General features: G+C 65.6%; 16 protein-coding genes. 12 read left to right on the top strand and 4 right to left on the bottom strand.

The window, feature by feature from the left end:
- Positions 1–213: 213 nt before the first annotated feature.
- From E5P2_RS33015 to E5P2_RS33030, 4 genes are read left to right on the top strand one after another with little or no spacing between them, the layout of a single operon-like run.
- A complete protein-coding gene (locus E5P2_RS33015; protein ID WP_162571297.1) occupies positions 214–3,948 on the top strand; it encodes an ATP-binding protein in 3,735 nt (1,244 codons plus the stop codon).
- Positions 3,935–4,663 carry a hypothetical protein gene (locus tag E5P2_RS33020; RefSeq protein WP_197908645.1) on the top strand — a complete coding sequence of 243 codons (729 nt, stop codon included), beginning with the start codon at positions 3,935–3,937 and terminating at the stop codon, positions 4,661–4,663. The genes E5P2_RS33015 and E5P2_RS33020 overlap by 14 nt, the downstream gene beginning before the upstream one ends.
- Positions 4,660–5,937, top strand: coding sequence for a hypothetical protein (locus E5P2_RS33025; RefSeq protein ID WP_197908647.1), 1,278 nt, complete (start codon positions 4,660–4,662; stop codon positions 5,935–5,937). Before E5P2_RS33020 ends, E5P2_RS33025 begins: the two co-directional genes overlap by 4 nt.
- Positions 5,934–6,731: a DUF7281 domain-containing protein gene (locus tag E5P2_RS33030; protein ID WP_162571298.1), complete on the top strand. Its 798-nt coding sequence runs from the start codon at positions 5,934–5,936 to the stop codon at positions 6,729–6,731. The genes E5P2_RS33025 and E5P2_RS33030 overlap by 4 nt, the downstream gene beginning before the upstream one ends.
- A 74-nt stretch (positions 6,732–6,805) precedes the next feature.
- Here E5P2_RS33030 and E5P2_RS33035 read toward each other — a convergent pair whose 3' ends face one another.
- The 4 genes from E5P2_RS33035 to E5P2_RS33050 all read right to left on the bottom strand — a co-directional run bounded on the left by E5P2_RS33035 (position 6,806) and on the right by E5P2_RS33050 (position 12,134).
- Complete coding sequence (locus E5P2_RS33035; RefSeq protein ID WP_162571299.1) at positions 6,806–7,069, bottom strand: ATP-binding protein; 264 nt, start codon at positions 7,067–7,069, stop codon at positions 6,806–6,808.
- Between the two features lie 209 nt (positions 7,070–7,278).
- Positions 7,279–8,832, bottom strand: coding sequence for a helicase-related protein (locus E5P2_RS33040; RefSeq protein ID WP_443083572.1), 1,554 nt, complete (start codon positions 8,830–8,832; stop codon positions 7,279–7,281).
- A 517-nt stretch (positions 8,833–9,349) separates the two neighbouring features.
- Positions 9,350–10,906 carry a long-chain-fatty-acid--CoA ligase gene (locus E5P2_RS33045; protein ID WP_162571300.1) on the bottom strand — a complete coding sequence of 519 codons (1,557 nt, stop codon included), beginning with the start codon at positions 10,904–10,906 and terminating at the stop codon, positions 9,350–9,352.
- A 31-nt stretch (positions 10,907–10,937) separates the two neighbouring features.
- Positions 10,938–12,134 (bottom strand): ABC transporter substrate-binding protein, encoded by a 1,197-nt coding sequence (locus E5P2_RS33050; protein ID WP_162571301.1) that lies wholly within the window; start codon positions 12,132–12,134, stop codon positions 10,938–10,940.
- 141 nt (positions 12,135–12,275) lie between these two features.
- Here E5P2_RS33050 and E5P2_RS33055 point away from each other — a divergent pair, with 141 nt between their 5' ends.
- The 8 genes from E5P2_RS33055 to E5P2_RS33090 all read left to right on the top strand — a co-directional run bounded on the left by E5P2_RS33055 (position 12,276) and on the right by E5P2_RS33090 (position 20,274).
- Positions 12,276–13,163: an acyl-CoA thioesterase gene (locus tag E5P2_RS33055; protein ID WP_232080967.1), complete on the top strand. Its 888-nt coding sequence runs from the start codon at positions 12,276–12,278 to the stop codon at positions 13,161–13,163.
- A gap of 133 nt (positions 13,164–13,296) precedes the next feature.
- A complete protein-coding gene (locus E5P2_RS33060) occupies positions 13,297–14,508 on the top strand; it encodes an ABC transporter substrate-binding protein (RefSeq protein WP_162571303.1) in 1,212 nt (403 codons plus the stop codon).
- A gap of 14 nt (positions 14,509–14,522) precedes the next feature.
- On the top strand, positions 14,523–16,070 hold the full coding sequence (locus E5P2_RS33065) for an acyl-CoA synthetase (protein WP_162571304.1): 1,548 nt from the start codon (positions 14,523–14,525) through the stop codon (positions 16,068–16,070).
- A gap of 18 nt (positions 16,071–16,088) precedes the next feature.
- Complete coding sequence (locus E5P2_RS33070; protein WP_232080968.1) at positions 16,089–17,129, top strand: phosphotransferase family protein; 1,041 nt, start codon at positions 16,089–16,091, stop codon at positions 17,127–17,129.
- A gap of 4 nt (positions 17,130–17,133) precedes the next feature.
- On the top strand, positions 17,134–17,676 hold the full coding sequence (locus E5P2_RS33075; protein WP_162571306.1) for a hypothetical protein: 543 nt from the start codon (positions 17,134–17,136) through the stop codon (positions 17,674–17,676).
- On the top strand, positions 17,673–18,794 hold the full coding sequence (locus tag E5P2_RS33080; protein ID WP_162571307.1) for a hypothetical protein: 1,122 nt from the start codon (positions 17,673–17,675) through the stop codon (positions 18,792–18,794). The genes E5P2_RS33075 and E5P2_RS33080 overlap by 4 nt, the downstream gene beginning before the upstream one ends.
- On the top strand, positions 18,794–19,807 hold the full coding sequence (locus E5P2_RS33085; RefSeq protein WP_162571308.1) for a phosphotransferase family protein: 1,014 nt from the start codon (positions 18,794–18,796) through the stop codon (positions 19,805–19,807). The genes E5P2_RS33080 and E5P2_RS33085 overlap by 1 nt, the downstream gene beginning before the upstream one ends.
- Positions 19,804–20,274 (top strand): hypothetical protein, encoded by a 471-nt coding sequence (locus E5P2_RS33090; protein WP_162571309.1) that lies wholly within the window; start codon positions 19,804–19,806, stop codon positions 20,272–20,274. Before E5P2_RS33085 ends, E5P2_RS33090 begins: the two co-directional genes overlap by 4 nt.
- The last annotated feature ends 20 nt before the right edge of the window (positions 20,275–20,294 follow it).

Consider the following 20,294-nt stretch of genomic DNA (forward strand, 5'->3'; position numbering starts at 1 on the left):
GTCAAGAACGCATGGGCAACGAAGCGCATGGTCGCGACAGCGCACCGGGCGACGAAAACGTCAAGGCAGACTGCAGGAAGGCTGGGCTTCTTTCACTCTTCGGTACATTCCGTATCAAGATGGTCCACAGAACCTTGCCGCGCCTCGTCTCGACCGGCACCTAGATGCTCCGGAAGCCGAGCCCGCCGCCCTGTCCTGAACGAAAGACGATCCATGCCCCATCAGCTGCGCCGCATCATCGGTGTGAACCTCTACAACCCGAAGGACGATCGCCCTTCCGGGCGAATCGCCATCATGGATCCCCGCGGCGGTGTCTTGGCCGTCGGGGTCAATGGTGCGGGCAAGACCACTTTCCTGCGCCTCCTTCCTCTCTTCTACGGCGCGACGGCCTCGCAGATCCTGCGCGGTACGGGCCGGCGCAGCATGATCGCGTACACCCTGCCGGACGCGAGCAGCGCGGTCGCCTTCGAGTATGAGCGCGAGTCCGAGGACGACTTGCGCACGGTGGTCATGCATTGCCGCCCCAACGAGGACGTGCCCCAGTTCCATATCGTCACCAGCGGCTTCAGGGAAGACTTCTTCTACGACGAGAACAACCAGTTCGTGCGGCGCGAGGATTTCAAGGCGCGCATCGAGGCCATGCGTCACGGGCCCAAAAACGACCAGACGATCGAGGTGTCGCCGAAGCTGCACCTACACCAGTACCGAAGCGTCATCCTCAATGAGCGCCTCGCCACCAAGGAAGCCGTGGAGTTGCGCCGACTGGCAGAACGCCACTCCCTGGGGCCCCGGCGACTGGTGAACCTTAACCAAATCGCCGCGGCCATGGCCAACGAGAAGATTTCGTTTCGGGACCTCCAGAACATCGTCATCGACCAAGTCTCCGACCTGCCCACCGAAGGTGCGGTCGCTGCGAACAACCGCGTGCTACTGAAGAACCGGGACGACGTGACGGGACTGCTTGACGACTGTGCCCACCTCGCAAAGATCATGAAGGCCGAGCCCACGGCTCAGGCGATGACAGCGAAGGCCGATGCCCTGAAGAAGCACCACTACAGCCTTTGCTCTCTGCACGTCGCCATCAAGGCCGCCTTCGGTCAGGTCGAGCGCGAGCTCGAGGAGCTGAAGGACAGTGAATCGGGGGTGAAAGCCGAGTATGAAGCCTCCCATCGCGCTCTCGTCGACCAGCTGGCGGGAGCCAACGATGCGCTCGGCACGGCCCGCAGCGAACTGCGTATCCTTGCCGAGACGGTGTCGACCGCCGAGGCGCAGCGCGCGAATTTCGACGCCAAGGACGCCGAGTCGCTCGCCTCCGAGCAGGACAACGAGGACCGACTGGCCTCGGAGCGCCAGGCGTTGCAACGCGAGCTCCAGCCACTCGAGGATGCCGCGGGCGCGGTGGCGGCCACCGAGATCAAACGCCTTGCCGAGGTGGACCGCGCGCATTCCGATCGCGTTGCGCAGATCGATCAGCGCCTGATCGAGGCGACGGATGAGGCTGCGGCACGTTCGCGCGAGATCGACGAAGCCAAGGATGCCGCCGGTGAAGCCATGGAGGCCCCGCCACGCCTTGCGGAGATCGCGGCCGAGACCTTGGCGCTCCACCAGCAGATCGGTGCCCTGGACGCCCTCGTCAGGCGCCCGGTGGAGTCGGAGGCCTCCCGCGCCGAGCTCGAGCGCACGAACGACGCCATGGGCGCGGCCAACGACGCATTGGCGACGGCCCGGGCAGCCGTACATGCTGCGAGCCAGGCGCAGCGCGAGGCGAAGGACCAAGTCGACCAGGCCCTGGGCCGTGTCCGAAGTGCCGAGGCGGAAGGCGTGCGCCTTGCCGAAACCCTTGCCGCTACGGAGCGCCAGGCGTCCCCGGTGCCGGGTTCCTTGCTTGAATTCCTGCGCAAGTCGGACCCAGCGGTTTGGGCTGGCACAGCCAAGATCATTGCGCCCGAACTGCTCGATCGGACGGACTTGAAGCCGCGGCTCCTGGAAGATCTGGCGGACCAGCCGGGCGATCAGGGCGTGGTCGCCGCGGGCGCGATCGCGATCGCCACGGGCGAGGTGGCAACGCCCGCCTGGGTCGACACTGCCGAGATCCAGGCGAAGCTGCAAGCGCTTCGCGCCGCCATCGTCGCGAACTCGGAGATTCTCGCGAAGGCTCGTACCGAGGCCGCCCGGGAGACCAAGGTGCGCGTTGTGGCGGACACGACCGTGTCACAGCGCCAGGGCGATGAAGCATTGGCGCTGGCAGCGCACGAGACGGCGGCAGCGAACCTTCGGCGCGCGAAGAATTTCGCCGAGGCCGAGCGTGGCCGCGTGGGCAGCGAAGCCGCTGCGACGAAGCGCACGGTCGAGGAGCGTATCCGGTCGCTCGGCAACGAAGACTTCATGATCCGGAACGCCGAGGAGGCACGGCGCGAGGCTGTGCGCCGTGAGTTCCAGACGCAGCAAAGGCGCGTTGAAGAGGACTTGAAGTCCGCGCGCAAGCGGCTCAATCAGGAGAAGCTGGGCGCCGGCGAGACCCGCACGCGGGAGCGCGCCCGGGTGGCCGACGACGTGAAGCGTGAACTCGAAGGCCTCGGCGTCGACCCGATCTGCCGAAAGGCCTTGAAGGACGAGATCGCCAGCCTCCATGAGCGCCTCACCCGCATCGAAGCGAACAAGCACGTGGTACAGGCTTGGCGCGCCTTCCTGCGCGACGTCGCACCCACGATGGAGGAAGCTCAGGCTCGCCACGATGCGCAGGTCAGGCGCTGCGAGGAGCTGGCGCGAAAGGTGCGCGAGATCGAGAGGTTCACGTCAGACCTGCTCAACGCATTCAGCCATCGTATCGGAGACATCGGCCGGGCCCGCGCGCGTCACGACGAGGACCACCACCGGCTATCCACCATGCTGGCCGGCCCACTGAAGGACTACCTGGACTATGTGCCGAAGAACCTGAGCGTCGACTGGGGCATCCACGAGCTCGAGCCGCAGGTGCGAAAGCACCTGACTGCCGTCGAGCAGGTCGGCGGTGAGCTCAGCCGCGAGCGCCGGCAGTTGCGCGACGTGCTGACCTCCAGGCCGGGCCCGATCGCCCACTGGGTCGAACTGGCCGAGCGCGACCTGCCGGACCCACAGATTCTGCTGGAACACCAGTACACCTGGGAGGCCGCGCTCCTCCTGGTCGCCTGGTTCCGGCCTGACGAGCATGGCCCTTACGTCAGTGCCATCAACACCGTGATGGATGGCTTTCTCAGCATAGCCAGCAGCTTCGTGCGCGATCTCGAACTTTTCGATCGGAAGGTCGAGTCGTTCAACAAGGAACTGCAGCAGGCCCTGAAGGGCACCGAGCACTTCGAGCGGTTTCGCAATCTCTCGGTCACGGTGCGCTCCAAGGTGAAGGACTTCAACGCCATGGTCACGCTGCGCAAGATGCGCGACGTGCACGACGCCAGCTTCTCGTCGTTCCGCACTTCAATTGGCCAGAACACGACCATGCCGAGCGACGAGTCGATCCAGTTGATCCGCGCGTTTCGCGACCTGCTGCCAGCCGATGGCGTCCTGCGCGTGAACCTGAACGATCAGATCCGCCTCGAGTGTTCGCTGGAGGAGAACGGCAAGCACCAGACCATTACTAACGAGGAGGAGTTCAAGGCAGTGTCCTCCAACGGGAACACCGCGCTCATCACGGCAATGTTCCTCATGGGCTTCGTTCAGATGATTCGGGGCAAGGACTCCCCGGTTCGGCTCATCTGGATCACCGACGAGGTCGGTAGATTCGATGCCGCCAATGTCGAGGCCTTCCTGCAGACGCTGGATGCCCATCGCATCGATGTCGTCAGCGCCTCGCCGAGCATCGATCCGGCGATCGCGAGATTCTTCCCGCGCATCTGCATGTTCGAGTCCAACGGACAGATCAAGACGTCGCTCACCAACCGGGCGCAGGAGGTTGACTATGTCGCAGCTTGAATCCGCGCTGAAGCGCCTCGCCGAAGGCCGATTCGTCTGCGCGACCCGCTACCCGGACGAATACGACGCGCTGAGCGATCCGGCGGGCCAGCGCAAGGCCGAGGAGTGGTTGTCGATGATCGGCTACCGTCTGGCGCGCCTGAGCGACGAGGGCGCATTCTTCATGGCCCATGCCGTCGTGACCACCGAGCTGCGCACCCGGGTACGGGCCGAGATGAAGAACGTGCGCGGCAAGCTCGAGCCGATGGTGAAGTTCCTCGAGACGATCCGCCGTACGCAGGGCCGCAACCCGCATGTGCACGCGGGCGACATGCTGTGGGGCACCGAGATCAGCGAGGTGGCGCGCTCTTCGGCTCGCCTCGAGCACCGGGTCACCAGCATGCATGAGATCAGCGGCGCGCGGGTCGGCGATTCGGTTCCGTTGCGCGTGGAGCGGATGCTCGACCAGATGGTCGCCGAGGGCTACCTGGTGGCCTCGCATCCCCAGACCCAGGGCTACACCGTCACGGGCAAGATCGACTACCTGTACCAGCTCATCGACTTCATTGCCGCGAACACCTCGCACCTCTCCGACGAGGACGTGGTCGACCAGCTCGACCCGCAAGCTCGCATTGATCAGCCGCCCGGCGCTTACGCGTCCAACTCCGATGCGGGCGACGTCGCATCCGGCGGCGGCCCATCGGAGTCGACCGAAAAGGCGGACGACGCTCAATGACCTCGCCGATTCGTGACCTGCTGGCCACGCTGAGCCGCCATTCGGAGGTGATCGAGCAGGCGCTCACGGCAAACGTGCTGCCGGATGCGGGAGCGACCGTGGCGGCCATCTCGGCCCTGCGCCAGGTGAGCGCGCTGCGTGCCGCCGGCGAGGAAGGCTACCGCCTGCACCCGCGGCTGCGCGAATACCTGTTCGATCACCTGCAGCTCTTCCCTGCATACCAGGAGCTCGCGGAGATCGGCTCGAAGATCACGCAGGTCGCCAGCCTCTGGAACGAGATCGAGCTCGTTCGCAGCAGCACGGACACGGAGGCGATCGACTCGCTGACCGAGAGCCTCTACACAACGATCTACGACATCGCGGACAACATGGATGGCAATGTCCTGTGGTTGCAGACGCTCATGAGCACGCGCTTCGGCAACGTGCGCTCGGCCGTCGCCAAGAAGAGCCAGAACCGCTACTACCAGCAGCAGTCCGCGACGCTGGCGCAGGACCTCGCACGGCTGTCGCGCATGGTGGCCAATGTCGAGCGCGACGCGGCCGCGCGCGGAATGCACGATCTGGCGCGCTTTCTGCGCCGCAGCTGCCTGATGCGCATCCTCGGCTGGCAGCAAGGCCTTTCCGAGATCCAGACCGAGATCCGCGCCGATCTCTACCGCACGCGCGAGATCGAGAAGAACCTGAAGCAGTTGTCCCGGATGGACATGCTGCTTCAGCAGCAACCGGCGTGGCAGGGGTTCTCGGCCACCCTCGATGGCGACATCCCGGACTTCCTGCTCGCCGCATCCTTGCCCCCATTGGATCCGCACGTCGAGCCGATGGACCACGACCGACAGATCGCGGAGGAGCTGGAATCGCTGGCGCTCGCGTTGCCTCCGCGGCGGCAAGCGCATGCCGAAGAGGAACAGAAGAAGCGGTATACGCGGATCGTCGACGAGGACGAGCCGGTGGTCGAGTCACCCACAGCCATGGCTCTCTCCCGCCTGGTGGGCGACGTCAAGGCGACGGCCGGGCCCCGCGGCCTCTCCATCGTCGAGTGGCGCGCTCGCGATGCGCACGCGCAGACGATGCGCCCCGACGTCTGGCTGGTGTTCGCGGTGGTGGGACTTCGAAGCCACCATCTGCGTGTCGAACTCGTCAATGATCTGCCTGAGGTCGGCGAGAAGTTCACCCACACCTTCCACGACGCCAGGGCCTACGGCTTCCATGCGGCCGCCGCCGGAGCTGGGGTCGCGGCCTCGATGGACAGGGGCCTCCAAGGCATCGACGTATGAACGCGAACGTGGTGTCCTTCCTTCGGAGGTTGGTGGCCGATCGGGCGCTCGTGCGCAGCCGTGGCAGCACGGCACTGGCGATCGCAGATGCCGAGGGCATCGGCCAGGTCAGGACCTCGTCGGTCACCTACACCGAGCAGGACCACGTAAAGGCTGCCAACCTGCTCGCCTCCCGCGGCTACGCGCTAGCAAAGCCCGAGGCGCTCGCCCCACGCAGCGATGCCGTCGGCGCAGATTCCGAGAAGTCCAATGCCCTGAGGGTCACCGACGACATGGTGGCCGTGGTACCGATCGGCATTCCCGGCGTCGAGTGCCCTCGGGCCGCCTTCCTGGCCATGGCAGCGCCCGCGGCTGCGGCGCTTCGCTTCGAGGTGCTTGTCGTGTGCGAGAACCTGGAGCCTATGCGGCGACTGCATGAGTACACCTGGCTCGGCGGCCTCTTGCGCGGCCGGCCCGCGCTCGCCGTCTTCCGCGGTTCACCAGGCTTCTTCCGCGTCGATGTCGCGTCCCGGTTCGTGAAGGGCGACATCCGCCCGACGCTGGCCTTCTTCGATTTCGACCCGAAGGGCCTCTCGATGGCCGCCAGCCTGCCTCGCAGGGAGGCGCTATGCCTGCCCTCTCTGAACGACTTGGTGCTCGAGACCAGGAAGCAGCGGCGCGCGATCCTCTTTACAAACTCTGCGGCCGCCAGCAGGCCGCACCTCGATCTGCTTGTCGATCCCGCCATCAAGGCGGCCTGGGAAGCGATGAAGCTGATCGGCTATGGTCTGGGCCAGGAGAACTTCCCTCGATGACCTGCTGCGGTATGCGATGTTTGCGCCTGCCCTCATGCCGCGCCGTCGCCCCTTTTAAAGGCGAGGCTGTATGGCTACAGGGCGGCGACTTGCAGCACCTCTGACGGGATGGCGCGCCGTGCGACTTCCAACAAGTGTTCATGGTGGGTAAATACAACCACTTGGCCGCCTTGCGAGAAGTCCGCCAGCGCCTGTAGCACGCAGCCAGCCCGGCCGTCGCTGGAGGTCATGAGCACATCGTCGAGCATCATCGGCAACTCCACCCCCGCATCGCGTCGCAGGCTGACCGCCGCTAGGCGCAGCGCCAGATACAGTTGATCGCGCGTGCCTTCACTCATGGCCTGTCGATGTGAAGGTCTGCCGCGTGAATGAATTTGAAGTCCATAGCTTTCATTCCCTGATCAATACCAGTAACTGGGGCCGAAGGGGGCCCCCTCGACAAAGACAAAAATGCAAACAGGGCTTAGAGCCCGGCCATGAGAGCTTTCCAGACGCTGCACTGATCGGACCTAGGGTGTGGACGAGAGGAGCGGCAACCCGCATGGCACTATGGCATCGACGCGGCAAAGGCTCGTGCCCAGCCAAGCGCCTCATCGATATCCAGGTGCACACTCGCGTAGGCGTGCCGAAGCAGGTTATCAGGAAGAGCCCAGTCCCACTTTTCGCGCTGGAGGTTCTTCACATCCGCGAGCAGCACGTCCAACGGGGGCGTCTCGTCCATCGCGGCGTCCTGAACTGCGTCAAGCACATTCTCGGTGGTGTTCTGGCCTTTGATGACTGCGACTCCTGGGCCGGCGGGGGTCGCCTTGAATCCTCTTCGAAGCAAGATGCACGCTAGCGCCTCGTGGGCTGCGTCTCCCAGCCAGGTCAGGAGCCGGACCTCGCGGCCCTCGTCCACGACAGAGGAACCCGCCAGGCCGCGGCTGGCGTAGTTCGCTTGAGCCTGTGAGAGAAATACCTTGGCCTGTCGGTCGAGAAAGCCGGGCATTTCGTTGCTCTCAAGAAGCTTACGCATTCGCTGTCGCACGACGGTATGGCAGCGGCCTGCCCCGCCGCTGAAGAGGGGCGGAACGCCGCCGCCAGCTCTTGTCACGAATATCGTCTTCTGCGGCTCGTCGACGTCTTGCACGAGCCAAGTCTTGCCTGCGAAAAGAATGCGCTGCCCGATGGTCAGCATCTGATCCACCGGGATGGTTCCCAGCGTTCGACCGCCGGCAATCACGCGGTACTCCTCGTCCGATGCGAAGGCCGCGTAGAACGTGTAATGGTTGACGAACTTTTCGCCAAGCCGACCATGCAGAAGAACTCCGGAGGAGTCCTGCATCAAGAGCTCACGTGTGCCCAGGTGGCGCACCAAGCCGGCGAACTCCGCCTTCGAGATCCCTGCAAAAGGCGCGTCTGGCGCACAGAGCAAGGCATACAGGTGGGCAATGGTCGCGCCTCCAGTCTGCGCGATGGCCGAGAGCAACTGCTGGATGAGCGTCGAATAGTGGCGACCCTGTGCCCTTGGTGGTTCGAACCAGCTTTCCGCGAGGAGCGACACCATCGCGGCCATGTGCACGGTGCCAAGCCGAAGGTCCGCCTCGAGGGACTGCGCACCTCCGAGTTCGTCCTCGACGCAGTATCCCCAAAGGGTTGCGGGTTCACCCTTGCGACGGCCAGATCGGCCAAGTCGTTGCCGCAAGCTCGCAACGGACGGAGCCGCCCCGACCTGCGCGACGCTCTTGACGGCGCCGATGTCGATGCCCAGCTCGAGTGTGTTCGTACAGATCGCCGTGGCTGGATACTCCTTCTGCTTGAGCGCGGCCTCGGTCTCTGCGCGGATTTCCTTGGAGAGGCTGCCGTGGTGCGGCCAGAACTCGTTCGGGACCTTCTGCTGCTCGCATAGCCGGTTCAAGAGATGGGTATATCGCTCCACCTCGCGGCGGGAGTTTGGAAACACGAGGTTGTTCGAGCCGCGCAGCCTGCTGAACATGTGCGCGGCGATCTGGCCCGGTGTGGTTGGCTCCTTGGGTTCAGGCCGAGCGTCGCCTGCATCCTCGCCAGCAATCTTGGGCTCTTCGGGGAGGACCAAGGGTTCCTCGTAGCCTTTCACCAGCACCTGGAGCTCGGGTCGCCGCTGCGCAGAGACGAAGACCTGGACTTGATCTTCACCTGGCGCGAGCAGCGCAAGGTGTCGCTGTCGCTCACCTTGAACTATGCGCGCGAGATCTACATGCTCGCGAACACGGCGGGCATCTGAATTTGGGTTTGACAAGCATGTGTAGGAGCGATTTGGCAATGTCGCGTTCCAGCCGAATTCAAATATCGCAAAGTCGCTCGGCCCAGGTTCTGGGCTTGGGGTACGGCCATGGCGACATCGACGGCGACCATCACGATGACGATGCGCGAGGCCACAATGCGCAGCGCAGCGCAGCGCGGCCGCGTCGTGGATGTCCGTGAGGCGCGGGAAAGCCAGCCGCGCCAGATTCTTGGGATCGCGGAATCATCGAGTTGCTGCTCGGCGCTCATCGTGCCAAAGGACTGTCGTCAAGACGGGCTCGCCACGAGCGAGTCGGACATCGCCCGGCTCGCCTTCTGCTGGTGGTCCGAAGGATGTTTCAGTCGATCGACTGCATTCAAATTTTTCGTGCCGTTCCGGTCCAATAAGGATCGCGCAGCACGTTCTTGCGGATCTTGCCAACCGGGGTTGTAGGCAATGGCGTGTCTCGAAATTCGATGCTGCGCGGGCACTTGTATCCGGCGATCAGCGTCCGGCAGTGCGCGAGGAGATCTTCGTAGGTCGCCTGCATTCCTTCCCGCAACACCACCACTGCATGTACGGCTTCGCCCCATTGCGCGTGCGGGATGCCGATCACCGCGGCCTCGCGCACACAGGGATGGGCATAGAGCGCTCGCTCGACCTCGACCGAATACACGTTCTCACCGCCCGAGACCACCATGTCCTTGATGCGGTCGGCGATGAAGAGATAGCCATCCTGATCGAGGTAGCCCGCATCGCCCGTGTGCATCCATCCATCGACGAGCACCGCGCGCGTCGCTTCGGGGTTGCCGAAGTAGCCGGTCATCAGGGCGTCGCTGCGAACCGCGATCTCGCCGACCTCGCCGACCGGCGCGACGCTGCGGTCCGGACGACGCACCTGGACCTGCACGCCCATCGCCGCCTGTCCGGCGGACCGCAGCTTGGTGCCTCCATCGGCCGGCAGCACGTGGTCGCGCCAGCGCAGCATCGTGGCGAAGCCGCCGCTCTCGGTCATGCCGTAGATTTGATAGAAGGACCAGGTGGGCAATTCCTTCATGGCGGCGAACATCAGCGCCTCGGGCATGGGCGCTCCCCCATAGATGCAGGTCTTCATGCTGGTGAGGTCGTACTTCCTGAAGTCCGGATGACTCATCATCATGGTGACCATCGTCGGGATGAGCGTGGCATTCGTGACGCCGTGCTCGCCGATCGCCTGCATCGCGCTGACCACCTCGAATTTCGGCGGAATCACATGGGTTCCTCCCGCGAGCGTGATGTACCACATGGGGCTCGCGCCGGAGAAATGAAAGAAGCCGCCCACGTAGAGGAACTTCAGAGACTCGATCGACGGCAGCATGGCCAGGTAGCACAGCGACGCGTACACGAGCGCTCCGTGCGAGAGCGCGACACCCTTCGGATGGCCCGTGGTGCCGCCGGTATAGAACACCACATAGAGCTCGCCATCCTTCACGCAGGCATCGGGCACCGGACCGCACCCTTCGACCAGCCGCTCGTAATCGGCCATGTCGTGGGGCGCTTCGCCCTCCCCCATGAACACGACGCGAGCGAGCGACGGGCAACGTGCCAGGAGTTCCTGCGCCTGGTCGAGATAATTCTCGTCGACGAACAGGATCGTCACCTGCGCGTCGTCGATCGCATACGCGTTCTCCGCCACCGACCATCGGATGTTGAGCGGCACGCAGGCGCCACCCGCCCACGGCACGGCGAAGAAGAGCTCGAGATAGCGATCGGAATTCATCGACAGCATCGCAACGCGGTCGCCGCGCGCCAACCCCAGCGACTGAAGGGCGCCGGCGAGCCGCGGGACGCGCTCGCCCACCTCACTCCACGTGCGCCGGCGGCCATTGCTGATGGTGGCGATTCGATCCCGTGATCCGGTCACGGCCTGGTTCAGCATCTGCGTAGCCTGCATCGCGCGCAACTCCTGGGAACCGTGTCCCGATTTACTGCTTCAACTCGAGGAAATCCGAGACCGGCACCCACCTGCCATGGGTCACCTGCGAGATCCGGACTTGCGAGCCGCCGAGACGGCGTGTCGGGCTCCACGCATAGGGGGGATTGTTGAGGAAGCTTCGGTCGTACTTCATGGACTCGAGCGCGGCCGTCACCTTGTCGGTCGTCGGCTCCGGCCCGGCGGCGGCGATCGCCTTGGCAAGGATGTCGATGATCACCCAACCGGTCGCGCTGTAACCGTCCGGTGCCATCGAGAACTTGGCCGTGTAGGCGTCCATCCAGGCATTGAGTTCCTTCGAATTCTTCGGATCGTCGCGGTACATGACAGGGTAGTCGGCGATCGCCTGGAAGCCCTCGAGCGGTGCGCCGCCCAGCTTGGCGACGTCGGCCTGGTAGGCCGCAATGCTGCCGAGGAATGCCCCGCTGTAGCCGAGCTGGCGCATGGCAGTGGCGGAGCCGATGGTTTCGCGCGTCGTGGTGGCCATCACGATCAGCTGCGGCGATGCCGAGACGAGGCGCTGTGCCTGCGAGGAAAAATCGGTCGCGCCGCGTTTGTAGGAGGCCTTCTCGACGAGCGTCAGCCCGTGCGACTTCAAGACCTCTTCCGTCGCGCGCAGGTTGTCGAGGCCGAGTTCATCGTCCTGGTAAAGAATGCCGACGCGCGTGATGCTCTTCTTCTTGATCAGCTCGTTCAAGCCGATCTTGATGCCCGTATCGAACGGCGTGATGAGCGCGAATCGAAGCCGGTTGAAAGGCTCGAAGTTGCCGCGGTGAGCACTGATCGGAAACAGATTGAGCACGCCCTTGTCCGCGATGATCGGCGCGACGGCCAGCGAGATCGCCGTTCCCATGTTGCCGACGAAGGCGAACACCTTGTCGCTGTCGACCAGCTTCTGAACGCCAAGAACGCCACGCTTGGGGTCGTAGCCGGTGTCTTCCACCAGCAGCTTGAGCTTGCGCCCGCCCACCCCGCCGGCCGCATTGATCTGCTCGACGCGCAACTGCATGCCGCTCAGGGTCGGCTTGGTGATCGACACCACCGGCCCCGAGAGATCCTGGACCGTCCCCAGCAGGATCTCGTCCTTGGTGATGCCTTGGGTCAGGCTCTGGGCCCGGACAGGAAGAGACAGGCCGAAGGCCGTGACGGCAGCGACCAGTGCCGCGCCGAGAAGCGCTCTGTGTTTCATGTGCATTCCTTGCATGTGGATGTGTCCTCGGTCGACATGAAGTAAAGTCCGACTGGACGGACTAATTATCGCGACACGCCATCGCGCGCAACCTAGCGACAACCCTAGGTCGTCGAGCCCCAAGGACTTTTCGCCTTCACCATGACCACCGCAATGACCGCCTGGGATGGCACATCCCTCGACACGCTGCTCGACCTGGAGCGCACCGGGCCTTCGACCTGGCGTACCCGATGGATCGACATGAACAAGAATGGCCGCGCCTACGGCGGGCAAACGCTCGGCCAGGCGATGGCGGCGGCCTGTGCAAGTGCACCCGCCGAGCGCCATCCCACCGCGATGCAGTTGATGTTCCTCTCGGGTGTGCGACCGCACGCGCCGGTGGACTTCGAGGTGACGGCCCTGCAGGACGGCAAGCGCTTCGCCTCGCGGCACGTGCGCGCTTCGCAGGGCACCCGACCGGTCGCCGATGCCCATGTCTCGTTCGAGGTGCCGACTGCCGGACGCTCGCACCAGGTCGACATCTCGCCGATCGAGAGCGATCCCGAGCGCTGCGTGCCGCTGTCGGCCATGCCGTGCGAGTGGGAAGCCAGGCTCAACCAGGTGAGCGGCTATTCGCTCACCGAGAAGCCATGCCTGGAGTTCCGCATCCCCGAGCCGGAGCGGCAACTCTTCGATCCGGCGGCGGGGCATCGCATCGAGTTCTGGACGCGCGTACGCAGTGGCATCACATCCACGCCGCACGCCCGCGCGGCGGCCTTCGCATACACGTCCGACTGGTGGCTCAACTACAGCGGCGCCGGCGGCCATCTGGCAGGCATGACGGCCAGCGAAGCACTCTACGGCGCCAGCCTGAACCACGGCCTGTGGCTCTATGCCGGCCTCGACCCCACCTGCTGGATGCTCTTCGCCAGCGCGAGTCCGCTCACGCGCGGCGGCAGGGGCTTGTCGGTGGCCCATGTCTACGATCGATCCCTCACGCTTCGCGCCATCGCCAGCCAGGAAGGACTCATGACGCCGGTCGCGCCCTGAGCGCGCTGCGCTCGCGCGTCCGTTCTCTCGGCCTTGTCCGATAGGCGTTCACCCCGTTGACTTTGTCAGGCCTCGGTGATAATTTCTTATATAGACCGACGCGTCGGCCTAATATACTTGGAGACTCGAAAACATGAAGACCCCATCCTCGCTACCCCACGCTGCGCTGTCGCGGCGCGCTTTCTCGGCGCTCGCGCTCGCCACCACCCTCCTGTCGCCGCTCGCCTTCGCGCAGGAGGTCCAGGGCATCAGCAAGGATGAGATCCTCCTCGGCTCGGTGCAGGACTTGTCCGGGCCCCTGGTCGCCGTCAGCAAGCCGTTGATGGGCGGCATGACCATGCGCATCGAGGAGATCAATGCGGCGGGCGGCATCCACGGACGCAAGCTGAAGCTGCTGATCGAAGACTCTTCGTTCGATCCGAAGAAGGCCATCGTCGCCGTTCAGAAGCTGGTCTCGAGCGACAAGGTGTTCGCGGTCGTCGGCTCCGCCGGCACGGGCATCGCGCTCGCGACCGCCCCGCTGGTGGTGGACAAGGGCGTGCTTCACCTGTTCCCGGCCGCGGCGGCCCGTGAAGTCTTCGAGCCGGTCCACAAGTACAAATTCGCGATGCTGACGCCCTACGACACGGAGACGCGCGCCGGCCTCGAATACCTGCTGGCGACCGGGAAATACAAACGCGTCGGCATCCTCTACCAGGACGAAGCCTTCGGTCTCGATGTGCTGCGCGCGACGGAGGCGGTGCTCAAGGAAAACAAGCTGCCGCTCGTCGAGAAGACTTCGTACAAGCGCGGCGCCACCGACTTCTCCTCGCAAGTCCAGCGGCTGAAGGAAGCGAACGTCGACCTGGTCGTGCTCGGCGCGGCCGTGCGCGAGACCGTCGGCGCCGTGACGGCGCTGCGGCAGCTCGGCTACACGGGCGACTTCATGGGAACCCAGGGAACCTTTCACAAGGACGTGCCGAAAATGGGCGGCGCAGCCATGGAAGGACTGATGTCCGTGAGCGGCTATCCGATGATGTACCGCGACGACCCGAAGAATTCGAAGGAACTCAACGCCTGGATGGACGCCTATCGCAAGCGCTTCGACGGCGACGCCGACCAGTACAGCGCCACGGGCTATATCGCCATCGGCATGCTGGCCCAGGCCCTGCAAAAGGCCGGCCCGCAGCCGACCGCCGATTCGGTGGCCGCTGCGCTCGAAGGCGTGAACTATCCGCACGGCTTCCTGGGCAATCCCGACTATGTCTTCGGCCCCAACAAACATCTGGGTGCGGCGACGGTGCGCATGTCGCAAGTCCGGAACGGCCGCTGGGTGGTCTCGTCCGACTATCTCCAGCTGAAATAGCCGCGGCCGCACCGATGCAGATCACTTCGACGCTGGAGCGGGCCGCGCAGCGCCAGGGCGAACGTCCCGGCACGGTCTGCGGCGAGCGCACGCGCTCCTGGCGCAGCGTGCTCGAGCGCACTCGCAGAGTCGCCGGCGCGCTGCGCGAAATGGGTATCGCGCAGGGCGAACGCGTGGCCGTGCTTTCGCTCAACAACGACCGCTACGTCGAGTTGCTGTATGCCGTGCCCTGGGCCGGCGGCGTGATCGTGCCGCTCAACATCCGCTGGTCGCTGGCAGAGAACCTGGTCGCGCTCCAGGACGCGGACGCGACGGTGCTGTGCGTGGACGACAGCTTCGCCGACATGGCCGGCCCGCTCGCGGATGCGCTGCCGGGGCTGGCGCGCACCGTCTACCTGGGCGACGCGCAGCTTCCGGACGGCATGCTCTCGTACGAGGCATCGGCCGCGCAGGCCGAACCGGTGGCCGACGCCCATCGCCGCGACGACGATCTCTACGCCATCTTCTACACCGGCGGCACCACCGGCAGGCCCAAGGGGGTCATGCTGTCGCATCGCAACGCCTATGCCGTTTCCGTGAGCTGGATGGCCTGCATGCCGCAAACCGAGCCGCCCACGCACCTGCACGTAGGAGGACTCTTCCACCTTTCAGGCGCGGGCTACACCTGGTACACCACCATGGCCTGCGGCACCAACGTGATGCTGCCGAAGTTCGAGACGACATCCGTCATGAACGCGATCGAGCGCCACCGCGTGACCAGCACCATGATGATGCCCACGATGGTCAACATGCTGCTGGCCGATCCAGCCTTCGCTCACCATGACTTGCGCAGCGTCAGGACTTGCATCTATGGCGGTTCGCCGATTCCCGACGCGCTGCTGGCCGCCGCGATCGAGAAGCTGCCGACCTGGGGTTTCGTTCATTCCTACGGCATGACGGAGACGTCGGGCATGACGCTGATGCTGCCGGCCAGCTTCTGCGTGCCGGGCGGCGACAAGCTGCGCTCCTGCGGCCGCGCCAGCCACATGGCCGAGGTGATCGTGGCGGGTCCCGACGGGCTGGCGCTGCCGCCGGGCGAGATCGGCGAGATCCTGATGCGCGGCCAGACCGTGACCACCGGCTATTGGCGCAATCCGGCCGGCAGCGCCGAGGCCCTGCGCAACGGCTGGATCCATTCCGGCGACGCCGCCTGGATGGACGCCGAGGGCTTCTTCTACATCGTCGACAGGCTGAAGGACATGATCGTGAGCGGCGGCGAGAACGTCTACTCCGCCGAGGTCGAGAACGCCTTGTCCACGCATCCCGGCGTGCTCGAATGCGCGGTCATCGGCACGCCGGACGAGCGCTGGGGCGAGCGCGTGACGGCCATCGTGGTGGCCCGCGCAGGACACCTGCTGGACGAGCGCGCACTGATCGCCCACTGCCGTGACCTGATCGCCAACTACAAGTGCCCGCGCGCAGTCATGCTGACCGATGCACTGCCGAAATCGGCCGCCGGCAAGATCAACAAGGTCAGCCTGCGCGAGCCGTACTGGGCCGGGCACGCCCGGCGCGTGAACTGAGATCCCGCATCGATGGACATGCCAGTCACTTTCCCGACGCCGTCCGCGGCCGATGCCGCGCTGCGTGCGCGCCTCGCGCGGTACCTGAGCGCGCAGGCTGCCGCGCCGGTGGCGGTCCGCTCGTTCCGGCGACTTTCCGCCGGCCTGTCCTGGATGACGGCGAGCTTCACCGCCGACTTTCCGTCCGGGCATCCCGCACCGGCCGAGCTGATTCTCAAGCTCGGTCCGCTACAGGGACTCATGGCGCCCTACAGCGCGTTGCCGCAGGCGCTCGCGGGGCTGAGCTTTGCCGGATCGAAGGTCCCGGTGCCCACGGTCCGCTGGCACGGCGACGACGAAGCTGCGCTGGGCGGCCCGTTCCTGATCTGCGATCGCGTCGACGGCGACGCGCTCAATCCCTTCGTCCCGGACTTCGAAGCGACCGAACCCGGCGACCTGCCCGCGCTGGGTGCGCGCTTCGCGCAGTTGCTCGCGCATATCCACGCGCTGGACTGGCGGCACGCACCGATCGCCGCACTGGCGACCGCCCGGCAGGACACGCATGCCGCGCAGGAATTGCGCTTCTGGCGCGAACGTGCGCAGCGCTGGTCGCTGAGGCCGGTGCCCATGCTCGAACTGGCAGGCAACTGGCTGGCGCGCCATGGACCCGCCAACCCGGCGCCCTGCGTCGTGCATGGCGACTACCGCGTGGGCAATTTCCTCCATCGGGGCCAGGATGTCACGGCGGTGCTGGACTGGGAAATGGTCCACATCGGCGACCACCACGAGGACATCGCCTGGGCCTTCATGCCCGAGTTCCGGCTCACCGGCCTCGTGGGCCTGGCCGAGTTCAAGCGGCTCTATGCCGATGGCGGCGGCCCGCCGCTCGACGACGAAGCGCTGCAGTACTACACGGTCTTCTGCCTCTACAAGCTCGCAGTCATCAACCTCGGCGCCGCCCACGGCGTCGAACAGGGCGCCAACGACCTGCGCCTGGCCTGCCTGGGCCTGACGGTCTCGGGCTATCTGGAGCGCCTCGGCCGCGCCCTGTCCAAGCGCTTGCGCGCGAACGAGGGCTGAGGCCTTGGTGAACAATTCCCTGGACCGGCTGATCGACGCCATCGCGCACGTGCTGGGCGAAGAGGCGCTGCCTGCGATCGAGGACGGCGCGGTGCGCTCCAACATCGCCGGCGCGCTGGTGCTGCTCGATCTGATCAAGCGCCGCGCGGCCTGGAAACCCGAATTCGCCGAGCGCGAGGAGTCCTGCCGGGTCGCCGCCTTCCGCAAGCTGCCGAATCTGCTGGCCGGTACGCCCTTCGTCTCCTTGCTGGGCGACCCGCCCCAGCGTTCGATCGCGCCCGCACCCGCCGAATCCTTCATGGCGGGCGTGGGCGGCTATGCCGATGACCTCGATGCCACCACCCACCTCGATCACGACTTCACGATGCGCATGGACGACTACGTGAGCCGCCTCATCGGCGCGCTCGACCATCAACCCGCCGTGTCCGAGAGACAGCGCGGCCCGCTGCGTCAGTGGGTGCTGGACTACTGCATCGCGACCGTGGCCGCGAGCGCCGAGAAGAGCGTGACCGCGACGGTCGGTGCCGTCACACGGAGTTCCCATTGATCACGCCACGCGACGAATTGTTCGGCCATGCCTCGGCGGCGCCGATCCATCAGGTGCAGGTCCGCGACACACCGCACTCGGTCTTCACCGAGCGCTTCTGGTACATGGGCACGGTGAAGCCGGCCGGCGACATGGTCTTCGCGCTCGGCATGGGCTACTACCCGAACCGGCGCGTCATGGATGGCTTCGCGGGCATCACCATCGGCAACGTGCAATACAACTACCGCGCCTCGCGGCGGGTCGGGGAAGGCGACCTCGCAATCGAGGCCGGCGCCTTGCGCATCGAGGTGCAGGCCGGCCTGCGCATGCACCGGATCGTGCTGGCGGCGAACGAGTCCGGCATCGAGATGGACCTGAGCTTCATCGGCACGATGGACATCAACGAGGAAGGCCGCGAGACCATCACCACGCGCGCCGGCGTCATCGCCGATCTCAATCGCTATGCCCAATGCGGACGCTACGAAGGATGGATCCGCGTCAACGGCAACCGGATCGATCTGACACCCGCGACATGCTGGGGTGCCCGCGACCGCTCGTGGGGCCTGCGCGTGGAGGCGCGCACCGACGAGACCACGCCGCCCGTCACGCACATCTCGCCCTTGCTCTACGCCTTCTTCTGCGCCCAGTTCGAGACCCGTGCCATCCATTTCTTCCTGAAGGAGAAGGCGCCCGGCGCCTATCGCTTCATCGCGGGAAGCGAATCGGGTCCGTTCGGCGAAGGCGCGCCCTGCGCGCAGGTTCTCTCCGTCGCGCACGAACTGACGTGGCACGACGACCCGCTCGGCCAATCGCTGAAAAGCGGCAGCTTCACAGTCGGGTTCGCCGACGGTCGAAGCAAGACGCTCCAGGTGCGCGCCCTGCCCGGCCGCTTCTTTCACAAGGGCGGCCTCTACGGAGGACTGCGCGGCTGGTTCCAGGGCGACGACAAAGGCATGCAGTATGCGGAGCACGACCGCTACGACCTGGCCTGCGCCGCCGATCGCACCGTGCTGCGCACGGCCGGCGAGCAGGTCATCGAGATCCGCGACGGCGACCAGGTCGGCTATGGCACGCTGCAGTGCGGCGTCAGCGCCGGCTATCCGAAGTATTCCTCGATCCAGCAACATCCCGCCATGTGATGCACGACTCTTCCGCCGCGGTTTCCGACTCCCTCGCCGCCTATATCCGGCACGCCACCGGCGCGCCGGCATCGGTGCGCATCCACAAGAAATACGTCGGTGGCTTCTCGTGGCTCACCTGGGGCTTCACCTTGACGACGCGCACAGGCGAGCGCGAGCTGATCCTGCGGCTCGGTCATGCCGAGGGGCTCCTCTCGCCCTACTCGGCGGTGCCGGAATACCTGGTGCTGAGTTCCCTCGCGACGAGCGCGGTGCCGCTGCCGCAGGTGCTCTGGCATTCGGATGATCCCTCGTGGCTGGGCGCGCCCTTCCTGGTGGTCGAGAAGGTCGAGGGCGTCGTCAATTCGCCGTTCGGCAGGAAGACCGACGAAGCGGTCGCGGCCGATCGGCACATCGGCGAACAATTCGTCGACGCGCTCGTGGCGCTGCACAACTTCGCGTGGCAGGAAACCCCGGCGCGGGATCTGCAACAGGCCGCGACAGCGCAGACAGCCGCAGCAGTGCAGATCGCGAAGTGGGAGCGAATGATTGCAGAGAGCAGGACGCGGCCGCTGCCCTTGCTTCACCACGCGATCGGCTGGCTTAAGCGCAACCAGCCGGTGGCGCCGCGCCTGTGCATCGTGCACGGCGACTACCGCTCGGGCAACTTCCTTCAGGACCACGCATCGATCACGGCGGTGCTCGACTGGGAACTCGTGCACCTCGGCGACCCCCACGAGGACATTGCCTGGGCGAGCATGAAGTTCCTCGCCGGCGGCAGCGATCTGGTGAGCGGCCTGATTGCGCGCGACCTGTTCATGGCCCGCTACGAGGCGGGCACCGGCATCCCGGTCTCGCCGCTCAGCCTGCGCTTCTACGAGGTTCTGTCGCTGGTCAAGATCTGCGCGATCAATCTCCAGGCGGCGGCTCGGGTCGAAAGTGCCACCGCGCCGGACGTGCGCATGACCACGCTGGGCTTCGGCCTGCCTCGGCTGCAACTCGAGATGCATCGAATCATCGGAGAAAACGCATGATCAATTCGGTCGGCGCGCTCTGTCGCGCACTCAACACTTCACTGCGCCACGAAGTCCTGCCGAAGCTCGAGGATTCGTTCGCGCGCGGGCAGTTGGCGGCCGTGATGTATGTGCTGAACAACCTCGAGCGCCAGGCCGCCTGGTCGCAGGAACTGCTCGGCCGCCATGCGAACGATGCCGAGTCGGCGATCGCGCAGGTGCGCTCGGCCTGCGCGGCGCTCGCACTGACCCCGCCGGCGGCCGCACCGCAAGCCGTACGCGATAGCAACAACGAAGCGCGCCGCGACGCTGCCAACGCGGAGATCTGCGCGCTGCTCGACTGGTTCTCCGGCCTCGAGATGGAGGGCGCCATGACGCCCGAGCTTCGCGCGCTGCGCGCCCGGTTGTTGGACAGCGCGGTCCAGGCCGTCCAGGAGGAGAAGCGGCTGGTTCCGCCTTCGATGATGCGCGAGATGTCGGGCGACTAGCCGATCCGATTTGCAGATCG

Source organism: Variovorax sp. SRS16 (assembly GCF_901827165.1).
Taxonomy (GTDB): domain Bacteria; phylum Pseudomonadota; class Gammaproteobacteria; order Burkholderiales; family Burkholderiaceae_C; genus Variovorax.